This is a genomic window from Streptomyces sp. NPDC003943 (assembly GCF_053605265.1).
Window position 1 is genome coordinate 1 of the sequence record NZ_JBSGIW010000039.1, and the last position, 15,444, is coordinate 15,444.

Consider the following 15,444-nt stretch of genomic DNA (forward strand, 5'->3'; position numbering starts at 1 on the left):
GCCTCGGTGACGAGTTCGGCCGCTTCCGCGGTGAGCCGTTCGGCCTCCGCCGCCGCCTCGCTGATGAGGGTGTCGGCCTGCTCGGCCGCGTCGGCACGGCGCTTGTCGGCGGCCTTGCGGGCCTCGTCCAGGACCTGCTCGCCGTCGGCGCGCGCGGCGGCGCGCAGGGCCTCGGCCTCCGCCTCGCCGTCGGCCTTGACCTGCTCCGCCTCCGCGAGCAGCCGCGCGGCCTCCTCGCCGATGCGCTCCGCCTCGGCCGTCGCCTCGCCGATCAGCGTGTCGGCCTGTTCGGCGGCGTCGGCACGGCGCTTGTCGGCGGCCTTGCGCGCCTCGTCGAGGAGCTGCTCGGCCTCCTCGCCGATGCGCTCCGCCTCCGCACGGGCCTCGCCGACGACGTTCTCGCCGGCCGCGGCCGCCTCGGAACGGATCCGGTTGGCGTCCTCGCGGGCGTCCGCCCGGGTGCGGGCCGCGTCCTGCTCGGCCGAGGCCAGCGCGTCGGTGACCTCGGTCCGTACCCGCTGCGCGTACTCGGCGGTGTCCGAACGGAGCTTCTCCGTCTCGGTGACGGCGTCCGAACGCAGCTTCTCCGCCTCGGCGAGCGCGTCCGTGACCGTCCGCTCCGCCAGCGCCTTCGCCGCCTCGGACTCCTCCTGGGCGCGCTCGCGCGTGCGGTTGGCGTCCTCGGTGGCCCGCTCCCGCTCCTCGTAGGCGTCGGCGCGGACCCGGTCCGCCTCCTCCTGCGCCTCGGTGCGGGTGCGCTCTGCGGCGTGCTCGGCCGCGCTGCGCAGGCCGGCGATCTCCTCCTCGGCCGTCTCGCGCAGGCCCGAGACCGAGTCCCGCACCTCCTGCGCGGTCGCCTCGGCCGTCGTGACCAGCTCGGTCGCGCGGGCCTCCGCCTCCTCGACCAGGCGGTGCGCCTCGGTCTGCGCCTCCTCGACCCGGTTGCGGGCGGAGGCGAGCAGTTCCTCGCTCTGTTCCCGGGCCAGCTCGCGCTCGCGGCCGGCCTCGGAACGGGCCGAGTCCAGGGTCTGCTCGGCCTCCCGGCGGCGCCGGTTGGCCTCCTCCTGGGCGGCGGCAAGGGCCTCCGCGGCCTCGGCGGCGACCCGCTCGGCGGCGGACGCGGCCTCGGCGCGCACCCGGTCGGCGGTCTCCTGCGCCTCGGACTTCAGCCGCTCGGCCGCGGCCTCGGCGGACTCGCGCAGCGCGGTGGCCGCGGTCTCCGCCTCGGTACGGGTGGTGGACGCGTCCGCGGCGGCCTCCGCGCGCAGCCGCTCGGCCTCGGTCTCGGCCTGCGCCTGCAGCGTACGGATCCGCTCGGCGGACTCGACGCGCTGCCGCTCGGTCTCCTCGGCGGCCTCGCGCCGGATCCGCTCGGCCTCGGCGCGCGCGTCGGTCAGCTCCTGGCCGGCCGACGTCAGCTTCGTCTCGGCCTCGCCGTGCAGCCGGGCCAGCTCGTCGGCGGCCTCCGCCTGCCGGGCCGCGGCGGCCCGCTCGGCGTCCTCGCGCAGCGCCACGGCGGCGGCCTCCGCCGCCGCCGTGACGGACTCGGCCTGCTCCTCGGCCTCGGCGCGCATCCGCTCGGCCTCGGCGCGGGTGCGCTCCAGGGTCTCCTCGGCCTGGGTGCGCAGCGTCTGGGCGCGCTCCATCGCCTCGCCGCGCACCCGCTCGCTCTCGGCGCCCGCGCTCGCGCGCAGCTCGTCGGCGTCCGTGCGGGCCTTGGTGAGCAGCTCCTCGGCGGTCTTCGCCGCCTCCTCGATCTGGCCCACGGCCTCGCGGCGGGCCTCGCCGCGGATGCGCTCGCCCTCGGCGATCGCCTCGGCGCGCAGCTGCTCGGCCTCGCCGCGCAGCCGGCGGGCCTCCTCCTGCAGCTCGACCGTCTTGGCGCGGTACTCCTTGGTGTCGTCCTTCGCCGAACCGAGCAGCTCGTCGGCCTGCTCCTCGGCGGTGTGCCGCAGCCGGTCGGCCTCCGCCTCGGCCTCGCGGCGCAGCCGCTCCGCCTCCTCGGCGGCCTTGCGGGTGGTCTCCTGGGCGTCCTGGGACGCCTTGGTGAGGATCTCCTCGGCCTGCCGGGCGGCCCTGGCGAGCGCGGCGGCGGAGTCCTCGGCGGCGGCCGTACGGGCCTTCTCGCCGGCCTCCGAGACCATCTTCTCGGCGGCGGCGGTGGCCTCCCGGAGCTGCTCCTCGGCCTGCTCCTTGAGCGCCTCGGCCTCCTTGGTGGCCTCGCCGACCAGCCGGGCGATCTCCGCCTTCGCGGTACGGGTGCGCTGCTCGTTGGCGGTCTCGGCGCCGGAGATCTGCCGGGCCGCGGCCTCCTTGGCCTCGGCGAGGGTCCGCTCGGCCTCCGTACGGGCCTCGCGCAGCCGCTCCTCGGCCTCCTGGACGCGGACCTCGGCCGCGCGGGACAGCTCGGCGGCCTCGCGGCGGGCCTGCTCGGTCTCGGCCGCGGTGCTCGAACGCAACTGCTCGGCGTGGCTGGTGGCCTCCTGCGCCTGGCCGGCCGCGGTGTTCAGCAGCCGCTCGGCGTCCTTGCGGGCGCGCAGCAGAATCGCTTCGGCCTCGGCCCGGGCGGCCTCCGCGTCGGCGCCGACCCGGCGGCGGGTCTCCTCGGTGATCCGGGCGGCCTCGGCGCGGGCGGCGGCGAGCGAGGCCTCGGCCTCGGCGCGCGACTCCTCCATCAGGCGGCGGGCCTGGGACTCGGTGCGGGCGCGCAGCTGCTCGGCCCACGCCACGTTCTCGTTGACGTGCGACTCGACCGTCTGGCGGCGCTCGTTGAGCTCCTGGTCGAGCTGCTGGCGGCGGGTGACGGCCTCGGTGTGCAGCTCGGCCTGCAGGCGGGCCTGCTGCTCGGCGTGCTCCTGGAGGATGCGCTGCGTCTGGGCGCGGGCCTCGCGCAGCTCGCGTTCGGCGTCCTGGCGCAGCTGCTCGGCCTGCATCTGCGCGTTGCGCAGCATCTGTTCGGCCTGGTAGCCGATGTCCGCGCTGTCGTAGGCCGGCCGGGACGCGATGGTGCGGCGCGCCTCGTGGAGCTTGGCACGCAAGACCTCGACCTGGTAACCGAGGTCCTCGGCGTGCTGGACGGCCTTCTCCCGCTCCTTCTTCAGCCGCTCCATCTCGGCTTCGAAGCGCGAGAGATGGTCGTCTTCAGCTCGGTGGCTCTCCTGGCGTTCGTAGCCCCGCACTGCGCGGTCCATCCGTCCCCTGGTCGCAACACTCCAACGAGCACGCCCTCACGGCCGAGGACGGGCCCCCGGGGAATCGGCGCAGATCGGACGACCCCGACATCCCGACTTCGGTGCCGCGCGCACGCAGCCCCGACCGGCCCCGGCCCGGAGCCGCCCACTCTACCGGGCCGGGAATCCGGAGGTCAGTGCTCCGCTGAGGAGTGGTCAGCGGACGGCTCTGCCGAAGTGACCAGTTCCGTCAGGACACCGTGGCAGTCCTTGGGGTGGAGGAAGGTGATCCGGGAGCCCATGGAGCCGATCCGCGGCTCGTCGTAGAGGACCCGGACACCCTTGTCGCGGATGGCCGCGGCGTCCCCGTCGACGTCCGCCGTGCCGAAGGCGATGTGGTGCACGCCCTCGCCGTTCTTGGCGAGCCACTTGCCCACCGCGGAGTCCTCCCGGGTGGGCTCCAGGAGCTGGAGGTAGGAGGCCCCGCCGTCCGAGGTCTCGTTGATCTTGAGCATGGCCTCGCGGACGCCCTGCTCCTCGTTGACCTCCTCGTGGAACACCTCGAAGCCGTAGGTCGCCCGGTAGAACTCCACGGTCTCGTCGAGGTTCCGGCAGGCGATCCCGATGTGGTCGATACGCGTCAGCATGCCTCCAGTGCAGCGCCGACCGGATGGTTACGCAACGTGCGCGCCGTCACACCGGCAGGCCGGTGACCCGGCGCGCCACGGCTCAGTACATTGGCGGTAAACCCTCGTTCACTCCTCATCCCAAGGGGCTGCGCCTCATGTCTGGAACGACCGGTACCACCTCAGTGATCGTCGCTGGCGCCCGCACGCCCATGGGTCGCCTGCTGGGCTCGCTCAAGTCCTTCTCGGGCGCCGACCTCGGCGGCTTCGCCATCAAGGCCGCCCTGGACCGGGCCGGCATCGGCGGTGACCAGGTGCAGTACGTGATCATGGGCCAGGTGCTCCAGGCGGGCGCCGGGCAGATCCCCGCCCGCCAGGCCGCCGTCAAGGCCGGCATCCCGATGAACGTCCCCGCGCTCACCATCAACAAGGTGTGTCTGTCGGGTCTCGACGCCATCGCGCTCGCCGACCAGCTGATCCGCGCGGGCGAGTTCGACATCGTCGTCGCGGGCGGCCAGGAGTCCATGACGAACGCCCCGCACCTGCTCCCGAAGTCCCGCGAGGGCTACAAGTACGGCGCCATCGAGATGCTCGACGCCATGGCGTACGACGGCCTCACCGACGCCTTCGAGGGCATCGCCATGGGCGAGTCCACCGAGAAGCACAACACCCGCCTCGGCATCGGCCGCGAGGTCCAGGACGAGCTCGCCGCGCTGTCGCACCAGCGCGCCGCCGCCGCCCAGAAGAACGGCGTCTTCGAGGCCGAGATCACCCCGGTCGAGATCCCGCAGCGCAAGGGCGAGCCGGTCGTCTTCTCCCAGGACGAGGGCATCCGCGCCGAGACCACCGTCGAGTCCCTCGGCAAGCTCCGCCCGGCCTTCACCAAGGACGGCACCATCACCGCCGGCACCGCCTCGCAGATCTCCGACGGCGCCGCCGCCGTGGTCGTGATGAGCAAGGCCAAGGCGGAGGAGCTGGGCCTGGAGTGGATCGCCGAGATCGGCGCCCACGGCAACGTGGCCGGCCCCGACAACTCGCTGCAGTCGCAGCCGTCCAACGCGATCCTGCACGCCCTCAAGAAGGAGGGCCTGGACGTCTCCGACCTCGACCTGATCGAGATCAACGAGGCGTTCGCCGCCGTGTCGCACCAGTCAATGAAGGACCTTGGCGTCACCCCTGAAAAGGTGAACGTCAACGGCGGCGCCATCGCGCTCGGCCACCCGATCGGCATGTCCGGCGCCCGTCTGGTGCTGCACCTGGCCCTGGAGCTCAAGCGCCGCGGCGGCGGCGTGGGCGCGGCGGCCCTGTGCGGCGGCGGCGGCCAGGGCGACGCCCTGATCGTCAAGGTCCCGGCCTAACCGGCAAGTAATCACCTCAAGGAGCAGCTGCACATGGTGGACGTCCCCGCACTGGTCGACCAGGCACGGGAGGGCCGGCCGCGCGCCGTGGCCCGGCTGATCTCGCTCGTGGAGGGGGCGTCCCCGCAGCTGCGCGAGGTGATGGCGGCGCTCGCCCCGCTCACGGGCAACGCCTACGTGGTGGGCCTGACCGGCTCGCCCGGCGTCGGCAAGTCGACCTCGACCTCGGCGCTGGTCTCCGCGTACCGCAAGGCGGGCAAGCGGGTCGGCGTGCTCGCCGTCGACCCGTCCTCGCCGTTCAGCGGCGGCGCGCTCCTCGGCGACCGGGTGCGGATGGGGGAGCACGCCTCCGACCCGGGCGTCTACATCCGCTCCATGGCCACCCGCGGCCACCTCGGCGGCCTCGCCTGGTCCGCCCCGCAGGCCATCCGGGTCCTCGACGCGGCCGGCTGCGACGTGGTCCTGGTGGAGACCGTCGGCGTCGGCCAGTCGGAGGTGGAGATCGCCTCCCAGGCCGACACCTCGGTCGTGCTGCTCGCCCCGGGCATGGGCGACGGCATCCAGGCCGCCAAGGCGGGCATCCTGGAGATCGGCGACGTGTACGTGGTCAACAAGGCCGACCGGGACGGCGCCGACGCCACCGCCCGCGAGCTCAACCACATGCTGGGCCTCGGCGAGGCGCGCGGGCCCGGCGACTGGCGGCCGCCGATCGTGAAGACGGTCGCGGCGCGCGGCGAGGGCGTCGACGAGGTCGTGGAGGCCCTGGAGAAGCACCGGGCCTGGATGGAGGAGCACGGGGTCCTGGCGGAGCGCCGCCGGGCCCGGGCGGCCCGCGAGGTCGAGACGATCACGATCACGGCCCTGCGCGAGCGGATCGGCGACCTGCACGGCGACCGGCGCCTCGACGCGCTCGCGGAGCGGATCACGGCCGGTGAGCTCGACCCGTACGCCGCCTCGGACGAGCTGATCGCGAGCCTGACGGGCAAGTAGCCGTCACGGGTACGAGCACGCGTACGGCGAGGGCCCGGCACCCGTGAGGGGCGCCGGGCCCTCGCCGTACCCCTGAGGGGCCGCGGCTACGGCTTCCCGCGGAGGCCGCGCAGCTGCTCGGCGATGGGCTTCAGCGACTCGTGCAGGTCGCCGAGGGCCTCGGCGCTGAGCTGGTCGATGAAGTGCCTGCGCACCGACTCGACGTGGTGCGGGGCGACCTTCCGCATGGTCTCCATGCCCTGGTCGGTGAGCACCGCGTAGAGCCCGCGCCGGTCGGACTCGCAGTTCGCCCGCCGGACCAGACCGGCGTTCTCCATGCGGGTGATCTGGTGGGAGAGCCGGCTCTTCGACTGCAGGGTGGCCGCCGCGAGGTCGCTCATGCGCAGGCGCCGCTCCGCCGACTCCGAGAGGTTCACCAGGATCTCGTAGTCGTTCATCGTCAGGCCGAAGGGCTGGAGGTCCTTCTCCAGCTGGTACGTCAGCATTCTGTTGACGTCCAGATAGGTGCGCCAGGCGCACTGCTCGGCGTCGGTGAGCCAGGGGGTGGCCGTCTCGGTCTCCATGTATGGATTCTACCTAAGAAGTTGAATACTTGACGAATTCTGGGAGTGTGTTCGACGCGTCACGCTCCGCAGACTACCGCTCACAGACCGAAGCGCCGCTGCAGGTCCCCGAGCTGGCCGGGAAGACGCGGTACGGAGCCCAGCGGCCCCTGGCCGGAACCATGCGCCCCGGGCACGCCGTGACCGCCCGGAACCCCCGGCTGCGCACCCGGCTCGCCGATCGCCCGGTCCGGCATCATCAGCTCCGTCGACTGGAGCAACACGGTACCCGCCCCGACGAACTCGAACTGGTGCTCCTCGCCCGACGAGCCGCCGATGCCCGTGAGCGCCCGCAGCCCGCCCATCACGCCCGTCAGATAGCCGTGGTCGTAGTGGTGGCACGGGGACGGGCAGTCGGCCCAGCCCACCAGCGCCTGCGGATCGACCCGCAGCGGCGGCTCCATGAAGACCACCGGCCCGTTCGACGCCGCCACGAACTTGCCCGTGCCGATCAGCGTCACGAAGCCCGGCACGATCGACTGCTTCAGCGCCAGCGAGGGCTGGTAGGCCAGCAGATTGCCGGACCGGATCGTCAGGTTGCCCTCGTCCAGGTCGTACGAGTTGACGTCGAAGGCCCGGTCCGCGAGCAGCATCTTCCCGCTGCCCTCGGCCACCACCCAGTCGCTCGCGTGCAGCGGCGAGTGGAACGACGTGCGGACCAGCCGGTCGAGCCGGCCGTGACCGATGCCGTTGAACTCGATGCGCCCGTAGTAGGCGATCATCTTGCCCTTCTGCAGGAACCACGGAGAGCCCTTGAGCTCGACGCAGAAGGTGTAGGCGTTGACGTTGTCGTCCGACGGCAGGGACTGCGGATCGTGGATCACAGGGGTGCTCACAGCTTCTCCTCCGACGCCTGCACGTACACCGCGCCACTCCCGCTCAGCTCCAGCTGGAACGCCTCGCCCGAGCCGCGCCCCACCATGTCGCGCCAGCCGAGCGCGGTGGACAGCTTGTTGTTCACGTCGCCGTGGTGGGCCACGTACGCCTGCGGATCCACGTGCACCGGGCGGCCCGGGGTGATCGGCAGCTCGATGACACCGCCGTGCGCCATCACCGCCACCGCGCCGTGACCGCGCAGGGTGGTGGTGAACAGGCCCTGCCCGGTGACCTGGCCGCGCACCATGCCCATGACCCCGCCCTGCGAGCCCATGAACATCGTGCCCTGCTCCAGCGTGCCCTCGAAGGCGAGCAGCCGGTCGGCCTCCACGTAGAGGGTGTCGCCGGTCAGCCGGATCACGTGGACGTGGTGGCCGCCGTGCCCGAACATCACCGTGCCGCTGCCCTCCACCGTCATCAGCGGCGTCGCCTCGCCGGCCACCCGGCGGCCGATCATCGACATCAGACCGCCCTGACCGCCGGTCAGGTTCGGCGTGAAACTGACCTCGCCGCGGTACGCGAGCATCGCGCCGCGCTGGCTGAAGAGCCGCTGCCCCGGGACGACCGTGGCCTCGACCATCTTGGAATTCACCTCGCGGAACGGCATCAGACGTCGCCCCCGATCGTGTTCCGCTCGCTCGGCTGCACGTAGACCAGGCCGTCGCCCTCGAAGCGGATCTGGAACGCCTCGCCGCCGCCCTCGCCCAGGAAGGTGCGGAAGGTCACACCCGACTGGAAGTGCTGCTGGAGGTTGCCCTGGTGGGCGATGTACGCGCCGGGGTCCACGGACAGCGGGTACTGCGGGCTCACCCGCAGCACCACCGCCGGGCCGTCCGACATGATCGCGGCCTGCCCGGTGCCCTCCACGGTCGTGGTGAACAGGCCGTTGCCCGTCGCGCCGCCGCGCAGCCCGGTGAAGGTGGTGCCGGTGCGCAGGCCGGCGTCGGTGCAGAGCAGATTGCTCGCCTCGACGTACAGCTTGTCGCCGTGCAGCTGGACCAGGTTGATCTCCGAGGCCCGGTCGGCGAACCAGCAGGTGCCCTGGCCGCGGACCTCCATCACCTCCATCTGCTCCCCGGTGAGCCGGCGGGTCACCATGCCGCGCAGGCCCTCACCGCCGCCGCTCATCTTCTTGAACGCCATCTGGCCGTCATAGGCCACCATCGAGCCGTTCTTCGCCTTCACGGCGTCGCCGGTCATCGTCACGGCGAGCACTTTGCTGCCCTGGAGTCGAAACGTTGCCACGGAGGGACCGTACTGGCCCCCCGGACAAAGGAACAGCAAAGTCGCCATGCACAATGGAACGGCCCTTGTGCATCCGTTCACAAGATCGAACGAAGGTGACCCCTGTCGTGGACATCAAGACCGCATCCTCACTGCACCGGCTCCGGCTCGTCTCCGCGCCGGAGGCCGTCTCGTTCCTGCTGCTCCTGGTCTGCTCGGTGCTGAAGCGGACGACGAGCTTCGACGCGGTGCCGGTCATGGGCATGGTCCACGGCGTGCTGTTCATCCTCTACGTGCTCTTCTGGCTGGACGCCTGGAACCGCACCAAGTGGGCCTTCAGGACCGCGGCCCTCTACTTCGTCCTCTCCGTCCTGCCCTTCGGCGGCTTCGTCGCCGAGCGCCGGCTCAAGCGCGAGGCCGAGGACGCGGTCATCGCCTCCCGCGCCCGCCGCGAGGGGGTCGTGAACGCATGATCGTCGCCTTCTCGGTCACACCGCTCGGCGTCGGCGAGGACGTCGGCGAGTACGTCGCCGACGCCGTCCGCGTCGTGCGCGAGTCCGGCCTTCCGAACCGCACCGACGCCATGTTCACCTCGATCGAGGGCGAGTGGGACGAGGTCATGGACGTCGTCAAGCGCGCCGTCGCGGCCGTCGAGGCGCGGGCGCCCCGCGTCTCCCTCGTTCTCAAGGCCGACATCCGTCCGGGCGTCACGGACGGCCTCACCTCGAAGGTCGCGACGGTGGAGCGCCACCTGGCCGACTGACGGCCGCCGCTTCTCCCCGGCCCGGGCGGCCCGCCCGGCGGTCCGATTCGCGCCGCGGCCGCCCTGATCGATAGGGTCCTCGGTCAACGACCGCACCCTCGTTCGATCCGTGGGCCGGTCAGGGCTCTGCCGCGGTGCGTGGCAACTCCACGGCTGCCGTGCCGATCTCTGCCTGCCCGGGCCCCGGGACACGGGGGGCGGTCCTCACGGCGCGGGGCAGTCGGCCCCGGCCGACGGGCCAGGAGGAACGAGTGGCACAGATCATCGCCGAGGTCTCGCGGACGTTCAACGAGTTCCTGCTCTTGCCGAACCGGACTCGGACCGACTGCTCGGCCGCGACCGTCGACCTGCGCACGCCCCTGGTGAGGCACACCGTGGGCGAGGCGTCGGCGATCGAGCTGCAGTCCCCGTTCACGTCGGCGATCATGCAGGCCGTCAGCACGCCCGAGCTGGCGATCGCGCTCGCGCGCAGCGGCGGGCTCAGCTTCGTGCACCACAACCAGCCGATCGAGGACCAGGCGGCGGCGGTCCGCCAGGTGAAGAACTTCAAGGCCGGATTCGTCACCAGCGACACCAACGTCCGCCCCGACGACAGCCTGGGCGTCCTGGCCGAGGTCATGCGCCGCACCGGCCACGACACCGCCGCGGTCACCCACGACGGGACCGCCACCGGCCGCCTGCTCGGCCTGGTCACCTCCCGGGACTTCCACCCCCAGCGGCATGACCTGGACGGACCGGTCAGCGGCCGGATGACCGCCGTCGCCGACCTGGCCCACGCCGGGCCCGACATCACCCTGTCCGAGGCCAACGCGCGGCTGTGGGACGAGCGCCTCGACTGCCTCCCGGTGCTCGATGCCGAGGGCCGGCTGCAGCATCTGGTGTTCCGCTCCGACTACACGGACAACAAGCGCTTCCCGCATCAGCTCGTCGACTCCGCCAAGCGGCTGCGCGTGGGCGCGGGCATCAACACCCACGACTACCAGGAGCGCGTCCCGGTCCTGCTCGAAGCGGGCGTGGACGCGCTGTGCTTCGACTCGTCCGACGGCTACAGCGACTGGCAGGCCCAGGCCCTGACCTGGGTGAAGAAGCACTACCCGGAGATCCCGGTCGGCGGCGGCAATGTCGTCGACGGCGAGGCGTTCACCTTCCTCGCCGAGGCGGGCGCCGACTTCGTCAAGGTGGGCGTCGGCGGCGGCTCCATCTGCATCACCCGCGACCAGAAGGGCATCGGCCGCGGCCAGGCCAGCGCCGTCCTCGACGTCGCGGCGGCCCGCGACGCCTTCCGCGAGCGCACCGGCGCCTACGTTCCGATCTGCTCCGACGGCGGCCTCGTGCACGACTACCACGTGGCCCTGGCGCTGGCCATGGGAGCCGACTTCGTGATGATGGGCCGCTACTTCGCCCGCTTCGACCAGGCGGCCGGCGCGAAGCTGCCCACCCGCGACGGCTTCGTGAAGGAGTACTGGGGCGAGGGCTCGAACCGCGCCCGCAACTGGCAGCGCTACGGGCAGGGAGGCCAGGGACTCCTCTTCGAGGAGGGCGTGGACGGCTACGTCCCCTACGCCGGCGACCTCAACGAGGGCCTCGCCCTGACCGTCGCCAAGCTCAAGACCACGATGGTCTCCTGCGGCTCCACCACCCTCCCGGAGTTCCAGTCCACGGCCCGCCTCACCCTCGTCTCCGACCAGAGCTTCCAGGAGAGCCACGCGAACGTCACGGTGCGGGAGGCGTCGGCGACGGTGTCCTGAGGGGGCGTCGGGGCCCGGGCTCGGCGGAGATCTTGAGCGACTGCTCAAACCCCGCTAACGTCCTCCATGAGCGTCGCTTGAGCGGTCGCTCAAAACGGGGGAGGGGGCGGAGCCTTGGGGCTCTACGTCGAGGCGCGCGTGCGCGCCGGTCTGGAGACGCTCTGGGAGCGGACCCAGGATCCGGCGCAGCACGAGCGGTGGGATCTGCGGTTCACCGAGATCGCCTACCTGCCCGGCGAGCCCGGCGCCGAGGCCGAGGGCGAGCCGCGGCGGTTCCGGTACGCCGTGCGCGTGCTGCCCTTCCTGGTCGTCGCCGGCACCGGTGTCTCCGCGGGGGAGCGCCACCAGGCCGGGGGCGAGCGGGTCTCCTCGCTCCGGTTCGCCTCGCCGGACCCGCTGTCCCTCCTCGCCGAGGGAAGCGGGTACTGGCGGTACGTCCCGGGACCGGACCGGGCCGCCGGCATCCGGTTCCTGACCGGCTACGACTACCGGCCCCGCTGGGGACGCTTCGGCCGGCTCGCCGACCGGCTCGTCCTCCGGCCCCTCATGGGCTGGGCCACCGCCTGGTCCTTCGACCGGCTGCGCCTGTGGTGCGAGCACGGCCTCACGCCGGAGCGCGCCCGCACCCACTGGCAGCTCGAACTCGCCGCCCGCGCCCTGCTGACGGCCCTCGGCGCCGCCGTCCACCCCGCGGCCCTGGCCCTCGCCTGCGCCGCCGCCCTCCTCGTACCGCCGTCACCGCGCACCCCCGCCGCCCGCCGTTGTCTGCGCACCCCACCGGAGAAGCCGTGAGAGCCGAGAGCCCGAGTTCGATCTTCCGCACCGCCATGGGCGAGGACGCCTTCGCCCGCCTGCACCCGGAGCTCCGGCGGCGCTTCTCCGTCGGGCTCGCGAGCGGTGAACTCTGCGTGGGACGCGGCGTCATGGACCGGATCTGGCACGGCCGTGGGCTCACCCGGCACCTCGTCCGCCCGTTCCTGGCGCTCGGCTCCACCCGCAACATCCTGCTCCCGCACACCGGCCGCGACGTGCCCTTCACCATCGAGAACGTGCCGTACCCCGACTCGTACGGCCGCGAGACCGTCACCTTCGTACGGACCTTCCTCCTCCCCGGCGGGCCGCGCCGCTTCGACGCCACGATGGTGGCCGGCCCGGCGCCCGGCACCGTCCTCGACTACCTCGGCACCCACCAGCACCTCGCCAGCGAGCTGCGCCTGTCCGCCGAGCCCGACGGGTCGCTGCTCATCCGCTCCGGCGAACACCGCTTCCGCGAGGGCCCGGTGGACGTCCGCGTGCCCGCGCTCGTCGGCGCCGACGCCGAGGTGCGCGAGTCCTTCGACGAGCGCACCGGCCGCTTCCGGATCCGGGTCCGGGTGGTCAACCCGTACGTCGGGCCGCTGTTCGGATACGAGGGCTCCTTCACCGCCTCGTACGCCTCCGTGCGCGCCTGCGGCGTCCGCCCGGGGCTCCGCCCCGTACGCGAGGAGGCGCGCGCGTGAGCACCGAGGAGACCCGGCGCAAGCTGCTCGAAGGCGCCCTGGAAGTCCTCGTCAGGCAGGGCATCGCCAAGACGTCGGCGCGATCGGTGGCGACGGCCGCCGGGGTCAACCAGGCGCTGGTCTTCTATCACTTCGGCTCGATGGACGAACTCCTGGCCGCCGCCTGCCGGTACGGCGCCGAGCAGCGGGTCGCGCAGTACCGGGAGCGGCTCCGTGATGTCGGCAGCCTTTCCGAACTCCTGGCCTTCGCCCGGGAGATGCACGTCGAGGAGCGGGCCGCCGGACAGGTCGCCGTGCTCGGGCAGCTGCTCGCCGGGGCGCAGACCCAGCCCCGGCTCGGACCCGCCACGGCCGCCGGGCTCGATCTGTGGATCACGGAGATCGAGCAGGTGCTGCGGCGGGTGCTCGCCGGCGGCCCGCTCGACGGCGTCGTCGACCCGGCCGGCCTCGCCCGCGCGGTCGCCGCCTCCTTCGTGGGGCTCGAACTGTACGAGGGGGTCGACCCGGACGGCGCCGGCGCCGCACTGGACACGCTCGAACACCTGGGCGCACTGATGGCCGCGCTCGACGGGCTCGGTCCGGTCGCCCAGAAGGCCGTCCGCCTCGCACTGCGCCGAAAGGGTCGTCTTCCGTAAAACCGCTCACTCGGACGCTTCCGGTCGACACGCCGATTCATGTCCCGTTTCGTGGGGCTATCGACCTGTTCGACACCAGCTGGAGGCACCGTGCGGCCGGAAGGCTACGACTACGACACCTACAGCCGACTCGCCGGTCCCCTCACGGACCCCGACCCGGATCCGGCGGCCGGGGGCTACCGGGTGCGGTACAGAAGCCTGCTCTCGAAGGAACCGCACCGAATACGAGCCGTCCTCCTCATGGGCCTAGCGCCCCTGCTCTCCGCGCTGCTCCTGGTCTACCTCGTCTGGCCGAGCCACTGGACGGTCCGCGAGGGCGACGACGTCTGGCGCGTCCCGTACGACACCGTGATGCTGGTCTCGATCGGGCTCATCTGCTTCTTCATGCTGGTGAACGTCACGTCGATCGCCCACGCCACGCTCGTCGCCCGCGACCCCGTACCCGTGCGCGCCGAACCCGGCATCAGGGTCGCCTTCCTCACCACGTACGTGCCCGGCAAGGAACCGCTCTCCATGGTCCGGGCCACCCTCGAAGCCGCGGTCCGGCTGCGGCACGACGGGCCGCTCGACGTGTGGCTGCTCGACGAGGGCGACGACGCCGACGCCAAGGCCCTGTGCGAGGAGCTCGGCGTCCGGCACTTCACCCGGGCCGGCGTCCCCGAGTGGAACCGCAGGAAGGGCGTCCACAAGGCCCGCACCAAGCACGGCAACTACAACGCCTGGCTCGCCCTGCACGGCGACGCCTACGAGTTCTTCGCCTCCGTCGACACCGACCACGTGCCGCTGCCGAACTTCCTGGAACGGATGCTCGGCTTCTTCCGCGACCCCGACGTCGCCTTCGTCGTCGGCCCGCAGGTCTACGGCAACTACACCACCGCCGTCACCAAGGCCGCCGAATCGCAGCAGTTCCTCTTCCACGCGCTGATCCAGCGGGCCGGCAACCGCTACCGCGCCCCCATGTTCGTCGGCACCAACAACGTCGTGCGGATCGCCGCCCTGAAGCAGATCGGCGGCCTCGTCGACTCCATCACCGAGGACATGGCCACCGGCTTCGAACTGCACCGCAGGAAGAACCCGCGCACCGGCCGCCACTGGCGCTCCGTCTACACGCCCGACGTGCTCGCCGTGGGGGAGGGACCCGCCTCCTGGACGGACTTCTTCACCCAGCAGCTGCGCTGGTCCCGGGGCACGTACGAGACGCTGCTCAGGCAGTACTGGAAGGCACCCTTCCGCACCCCGCCCGGGCGGCTCCTCAACTACACGCTGATGCTCGTCTACTACCCGATGACGGCCGTCAACTGGCTCCTCGGCATCCTCTCCTGCGTCCTCTTCCTCTGGATCGGCGCCTCCGGCACCCAGGTCTCCTCCTCGGTCTGGCTGATGATCTACAGCGACGCCGTCGCCCTCCAGATCGGCCTCTACCTGTGGAACCGCCGCCACAACGTCTCGCCCCACGAACCCGAGGGCTCCGGCGGCCTCGCCGGCATGGCGATGTCCGCGCTGTCCGCGCCCATCTACCTCAAGTCGCTCGGCTCGGCGCTGCTGCGCACCCGCGGCCGCTTCGTCGTCACCCCCAAGGGCGGCGAGGCCAGCCCCGACCGCGTCCTCACCTTCCGCATCCACCTCTACTGGGCGGCCGTGCTCGTCGCCTCCCTCGCCGCCTCCGTCCACTACGGCCACACCCACGCGGCCATGCGCACCTGGGCCGTCCTCGCCCTGCTCATCGCGCTCGCCCCGCTCGCCGTCTGGACCTTCACGAGCCTGCGCGCCCGCCGCCGGGAGCGGGTCCGCACCGGGGTCCGCACCGCCGCCCGGGCCCGGGCCCGGGCCCGCGCCCGCGGCCGTACGGACGCCGCCGAGGGCGCCGGCCAGGTCACCGTCGTCGCCGCCCCGGCCGCCGCGAAGACCGGACCCGCCCCCACCACCGCGCCCACGACGACCGGAGGGAACTGA

The 15,444-nt window shown here is 72.6% G+C and carries 15 protein-coding genes; 9 read left to right on the forward strand and 6 right to left on the reverse strand.

Annotation, left to right across the window (positions count from 1 at the left end; genetic code table 11):
- Both scy and mce read right to left on the reverse strand, forming a co-directional pair.
- Positions 1 to 3,179 (reverse strand): polarized growth protein Scy (gene scy / locus ACWEV0_RS17860; protein WP_453150282.1); only part of this gene is annotated, 3,179 nt, incomplete at its 3' end.
- A 185-nt stretch (positions 3,180 to 3,364) separates the two neighbouring features.
- The gene (gene mce / locus ACWEV0_RS17865) at positions 3,365 to 3,817 is read right to left on the reverse strand and encodes a methylmalonyl-CoA epimerase (protein ID WP_403791999.1); all 453 of its coding nucleotides are present in this window, start codon (positions 3,815 to 3,817) and stop codon (positions 3,365 to 3,367) included.
- A gap of 137 nt (positions 3,818 to 3,954) precedes the next feature.
- On the opposite strand from mce, the gene ACWEV0_RS17870 reads away from it, so the two are divergent.
- Both ACWEV0_RS17870 and meaB read left to right on the forward strand, forming a co-directional pair.
- Positions 3,955 to 5,154, forward strand: coding sequence for an acetyl-CoA C-acetyltransferase (locus ACWEV0_RS17870; protein WP_453150238.1), 1,200 nt, complete (start codon positions 3,955 to 3,957; stop codon positions 5,152 to 5,154).
- Positions 5,155 to 5,187: 33 nt separating this feature from the next.
- On the forward strand, positions 5,188 to 6,144 hold the full coding sequence (gene meaB, locus ACWEV0_RS17875; RefSeq protein WP_453150239.1) for a methylmalonyl Co-A mutase-associated GTPase MeaB: 957 nt from the start codon (positions 5,188 to 5,190) through the stop codon (positions 6,142 to 6,144).
- A gap of 86 nt (positions 6,145 to 6,230) precedes the next feature.
- Here the strand turns inward: meaB and ACWEV0_RS17880 are convergent, their stop codons facing one another.
- From ACWEV0_RS17880 to ACWEV0_RS17895, 4 genes are all read right to left on the reverse strand, one after another.
- The gene (locus ACWEV0_RS17880; RefSeq protein ID WP_453150240.1) at positions 6,231 to 6,707 is read right to left on the reverse strand and encodes a MarR family winged helix-turn-helix transcriptional regulator; all 477 of its coding nucleotides are present in this window, start codon (positions 6,705 to 6,707) and stop codon (positions 6,231 to 6,233) included.
- Between the two features lie 80 nt (positions 6,708 to 6,787).
- Positions 6,788 to 7,582, reverse strand: coding sequence for an AIM24 family protein (locus ACWEV0_RS17885; protein ID WP_453150241.1), 795 nt, complete (start codon positions 7,580 to 7,582; stop codon positions 6,788 to 6,790).
- Positions 7,579 to 8,229 carry an AIM24 family protein gene (locus ACWEV0_RS17890; protein ID WP_453150242.1) on the reverse strand — a complete coding sequence of 217 codons (651 nt, stop codon included), beginning with the start codon at positions 8,227 to 8,229 and terminating at the stop codon, positions 7,579 to 7,581. The genes ACWEV0_RS17885 and ACWEV0_RS17890 overlap by 4 nt, the downstream gene beginning before the upstream one ends.
- Positions 8,229 to 8,867 (reverse strand): AIM24 family protein, encoded by a 639-nt coding sequence (locus ACWEV0_RS17895; protein WP_453150243.1) that lies wholly within the window; start codon positions 8,865 to 8,867, stop codon positions 8,229 to 8,231. Before ACWEV0_RS17895 ends, ACWEV0_RS17890 begins: the two co-directional genes overlap by 1 nt.
- A gap of 107 nt (positions 8,868 to 8,974) precedes the next feature.
- Between ACWEV0_RS17895 and ACWEV0_RS17900 the strand changes: the two genes are divergently transcribed.
- The 7 genes from ACWEV0_RS17900 (at position 8,975) to ACWEV0_RS17930 (ending at position 15,444) form a co-directional block, all read left to right on the forward strand.
- A complete protein-coding gene (locus ACWEV0_RS17900; protein ID WP_453150244.1) occupies positions 8,975 to 9,319 on the forward strand; it encodes a DUF3817 domain-containing protein in 345 nt (114 codons plus the stop codon).
- Complete coding sequence (locus tag ACWEV0_RS17905; RefSeq protein WP_453150245.1) at positions 9,316 to 9,609, forward strand: MTH1187 family thiamine-binding protein; 294 nt, start codon at positions 9,316 to 9,318, stop codon at positions 9,607 to 9,609. Before ACWEV0_RS17900 ends, ACWEV0_RS17905 begins: the two co-directional genes overlap by 4 nt.
- A 251-nt stretch (positions 9,610 to 9,860) precedes the next feature.
- Positions 9,861 to 11,357 (forward strand): IMP dehydrogenase, encoded by a 1,497-nt coding sequence (locus ACWEV0_RS17910; RefSeq protein ID WP_453150246.1) that lies wholly within the window; start codon positions 9,861 to 9,863, stop codon positions 11,355 to 11,357.
- 114 nt (positions 11,358 to 11,471) lie between these two features.
- On the forward strand, positions 11,472 to 12,149 hold the full coding sequence (locus tag ACWEV0_RS17915; protein WP_453150247.1) for a hypothetical protein: 678 nt from the start codon (positions 11,472 to 11,474) through the stop codon (positions 12,147 to 12,149).
- 35 nt (positions 12,150 to 12,184) lie between these two features.
- Complete coding sequence (locus ACWEV0_RS17920; RefSeq protein WP_453150283.1) at positions 12,185 to 12,856, forward strand: DUF4166 domain-containing protein; 672 nt, start codon at positions 12,185 to 12,187, stop codon at positions 12,854 to 12,856.
- Positions 12,853 to 13,491 (forward strand): TetR/AcrR family transcriptional regulator, encoded by a 639-nt coding sequence (locus tag ACWEV0_RS17925; protein ID WP_453150248.1) that lies wholly within the window; start codon positions 12,853 to 12,855, stop codon positions 13,489 to 13,491. The genes ACWEV0_RS17920 and ACWEV0_RS17925 overlap by 4 nt, the downstream gene beginning before the upstream one ends.
- A gap of 90 nt (positions 13,492 to 13,581) precedes the next feature.
- Positions 13,582 to 15,444: a glycosyltransferase family 2 protein gene (locus ACWEV0_RS17930; RefSeq protein ID WP_453150249.1), complete on the forward strand. Its 1,863-nt coding sequence runs from the start codon at positions 13,582 to 13,584 to the stop codon at positions 15,442 to 15,444.

What these genes read in the sequence shown, in the direction of transcription:
- mce (WP_403791999.1), bottom strand. Translation starts at nt 3,817, where the DNA reads ATGCTGACGCGTATCGACCACATCGGGATCGCCTGCCGGAACCTCGAC.
- ACWEV0_RS17870 (WP_453150238.1), top strand. Translation starts at nt 3,955, where the DNA reads ATGTCTGGAACGACCGGTACCACCTCAGTGATCGTCGCTGGCGCCCGC.
- meaB (WP_453150239.1), top strand. Translation starts at nt 5,188, where the DNA reads ATGGTGGACGTCCCCGCACTGGTCGACCAGGCACGGGAGGGCCGGCCG.
- ACWEV0_RS17880 (WP_453150240.1), bottom strand. Translation starts at nt 6,707, where the DNA reads ATGGAGACCGAGACGGCCACCCCCTGGCTCACCGACGCCGAGCAGTGC.
- ACWEV0_RS17890 (WP_453150242.1), bottom strand. Translation starts at nt 8,229, where the DNA reads ATGCCGTTCCGCGAGGTGAATTCCAAGATGGTCGAGGCCACGGTCGTC.
- ACWEV0_RS17905 (WP_453150245.1), top strand. Translation starts at nt 9,316, where the DNA reads ATGATCGTCGCCTTCTCGGTCACACCGCTCGGCGTCGGCGAGGACGTC.
- ACWEV0_RS17920 (WP_453150283.1), top strand. Translation starts at nt 12,185, where the DNA reads ATGGGCGAGGACGCCTTCGCCCGCCTGCACCCGGAGCTCCGGCGGCGC.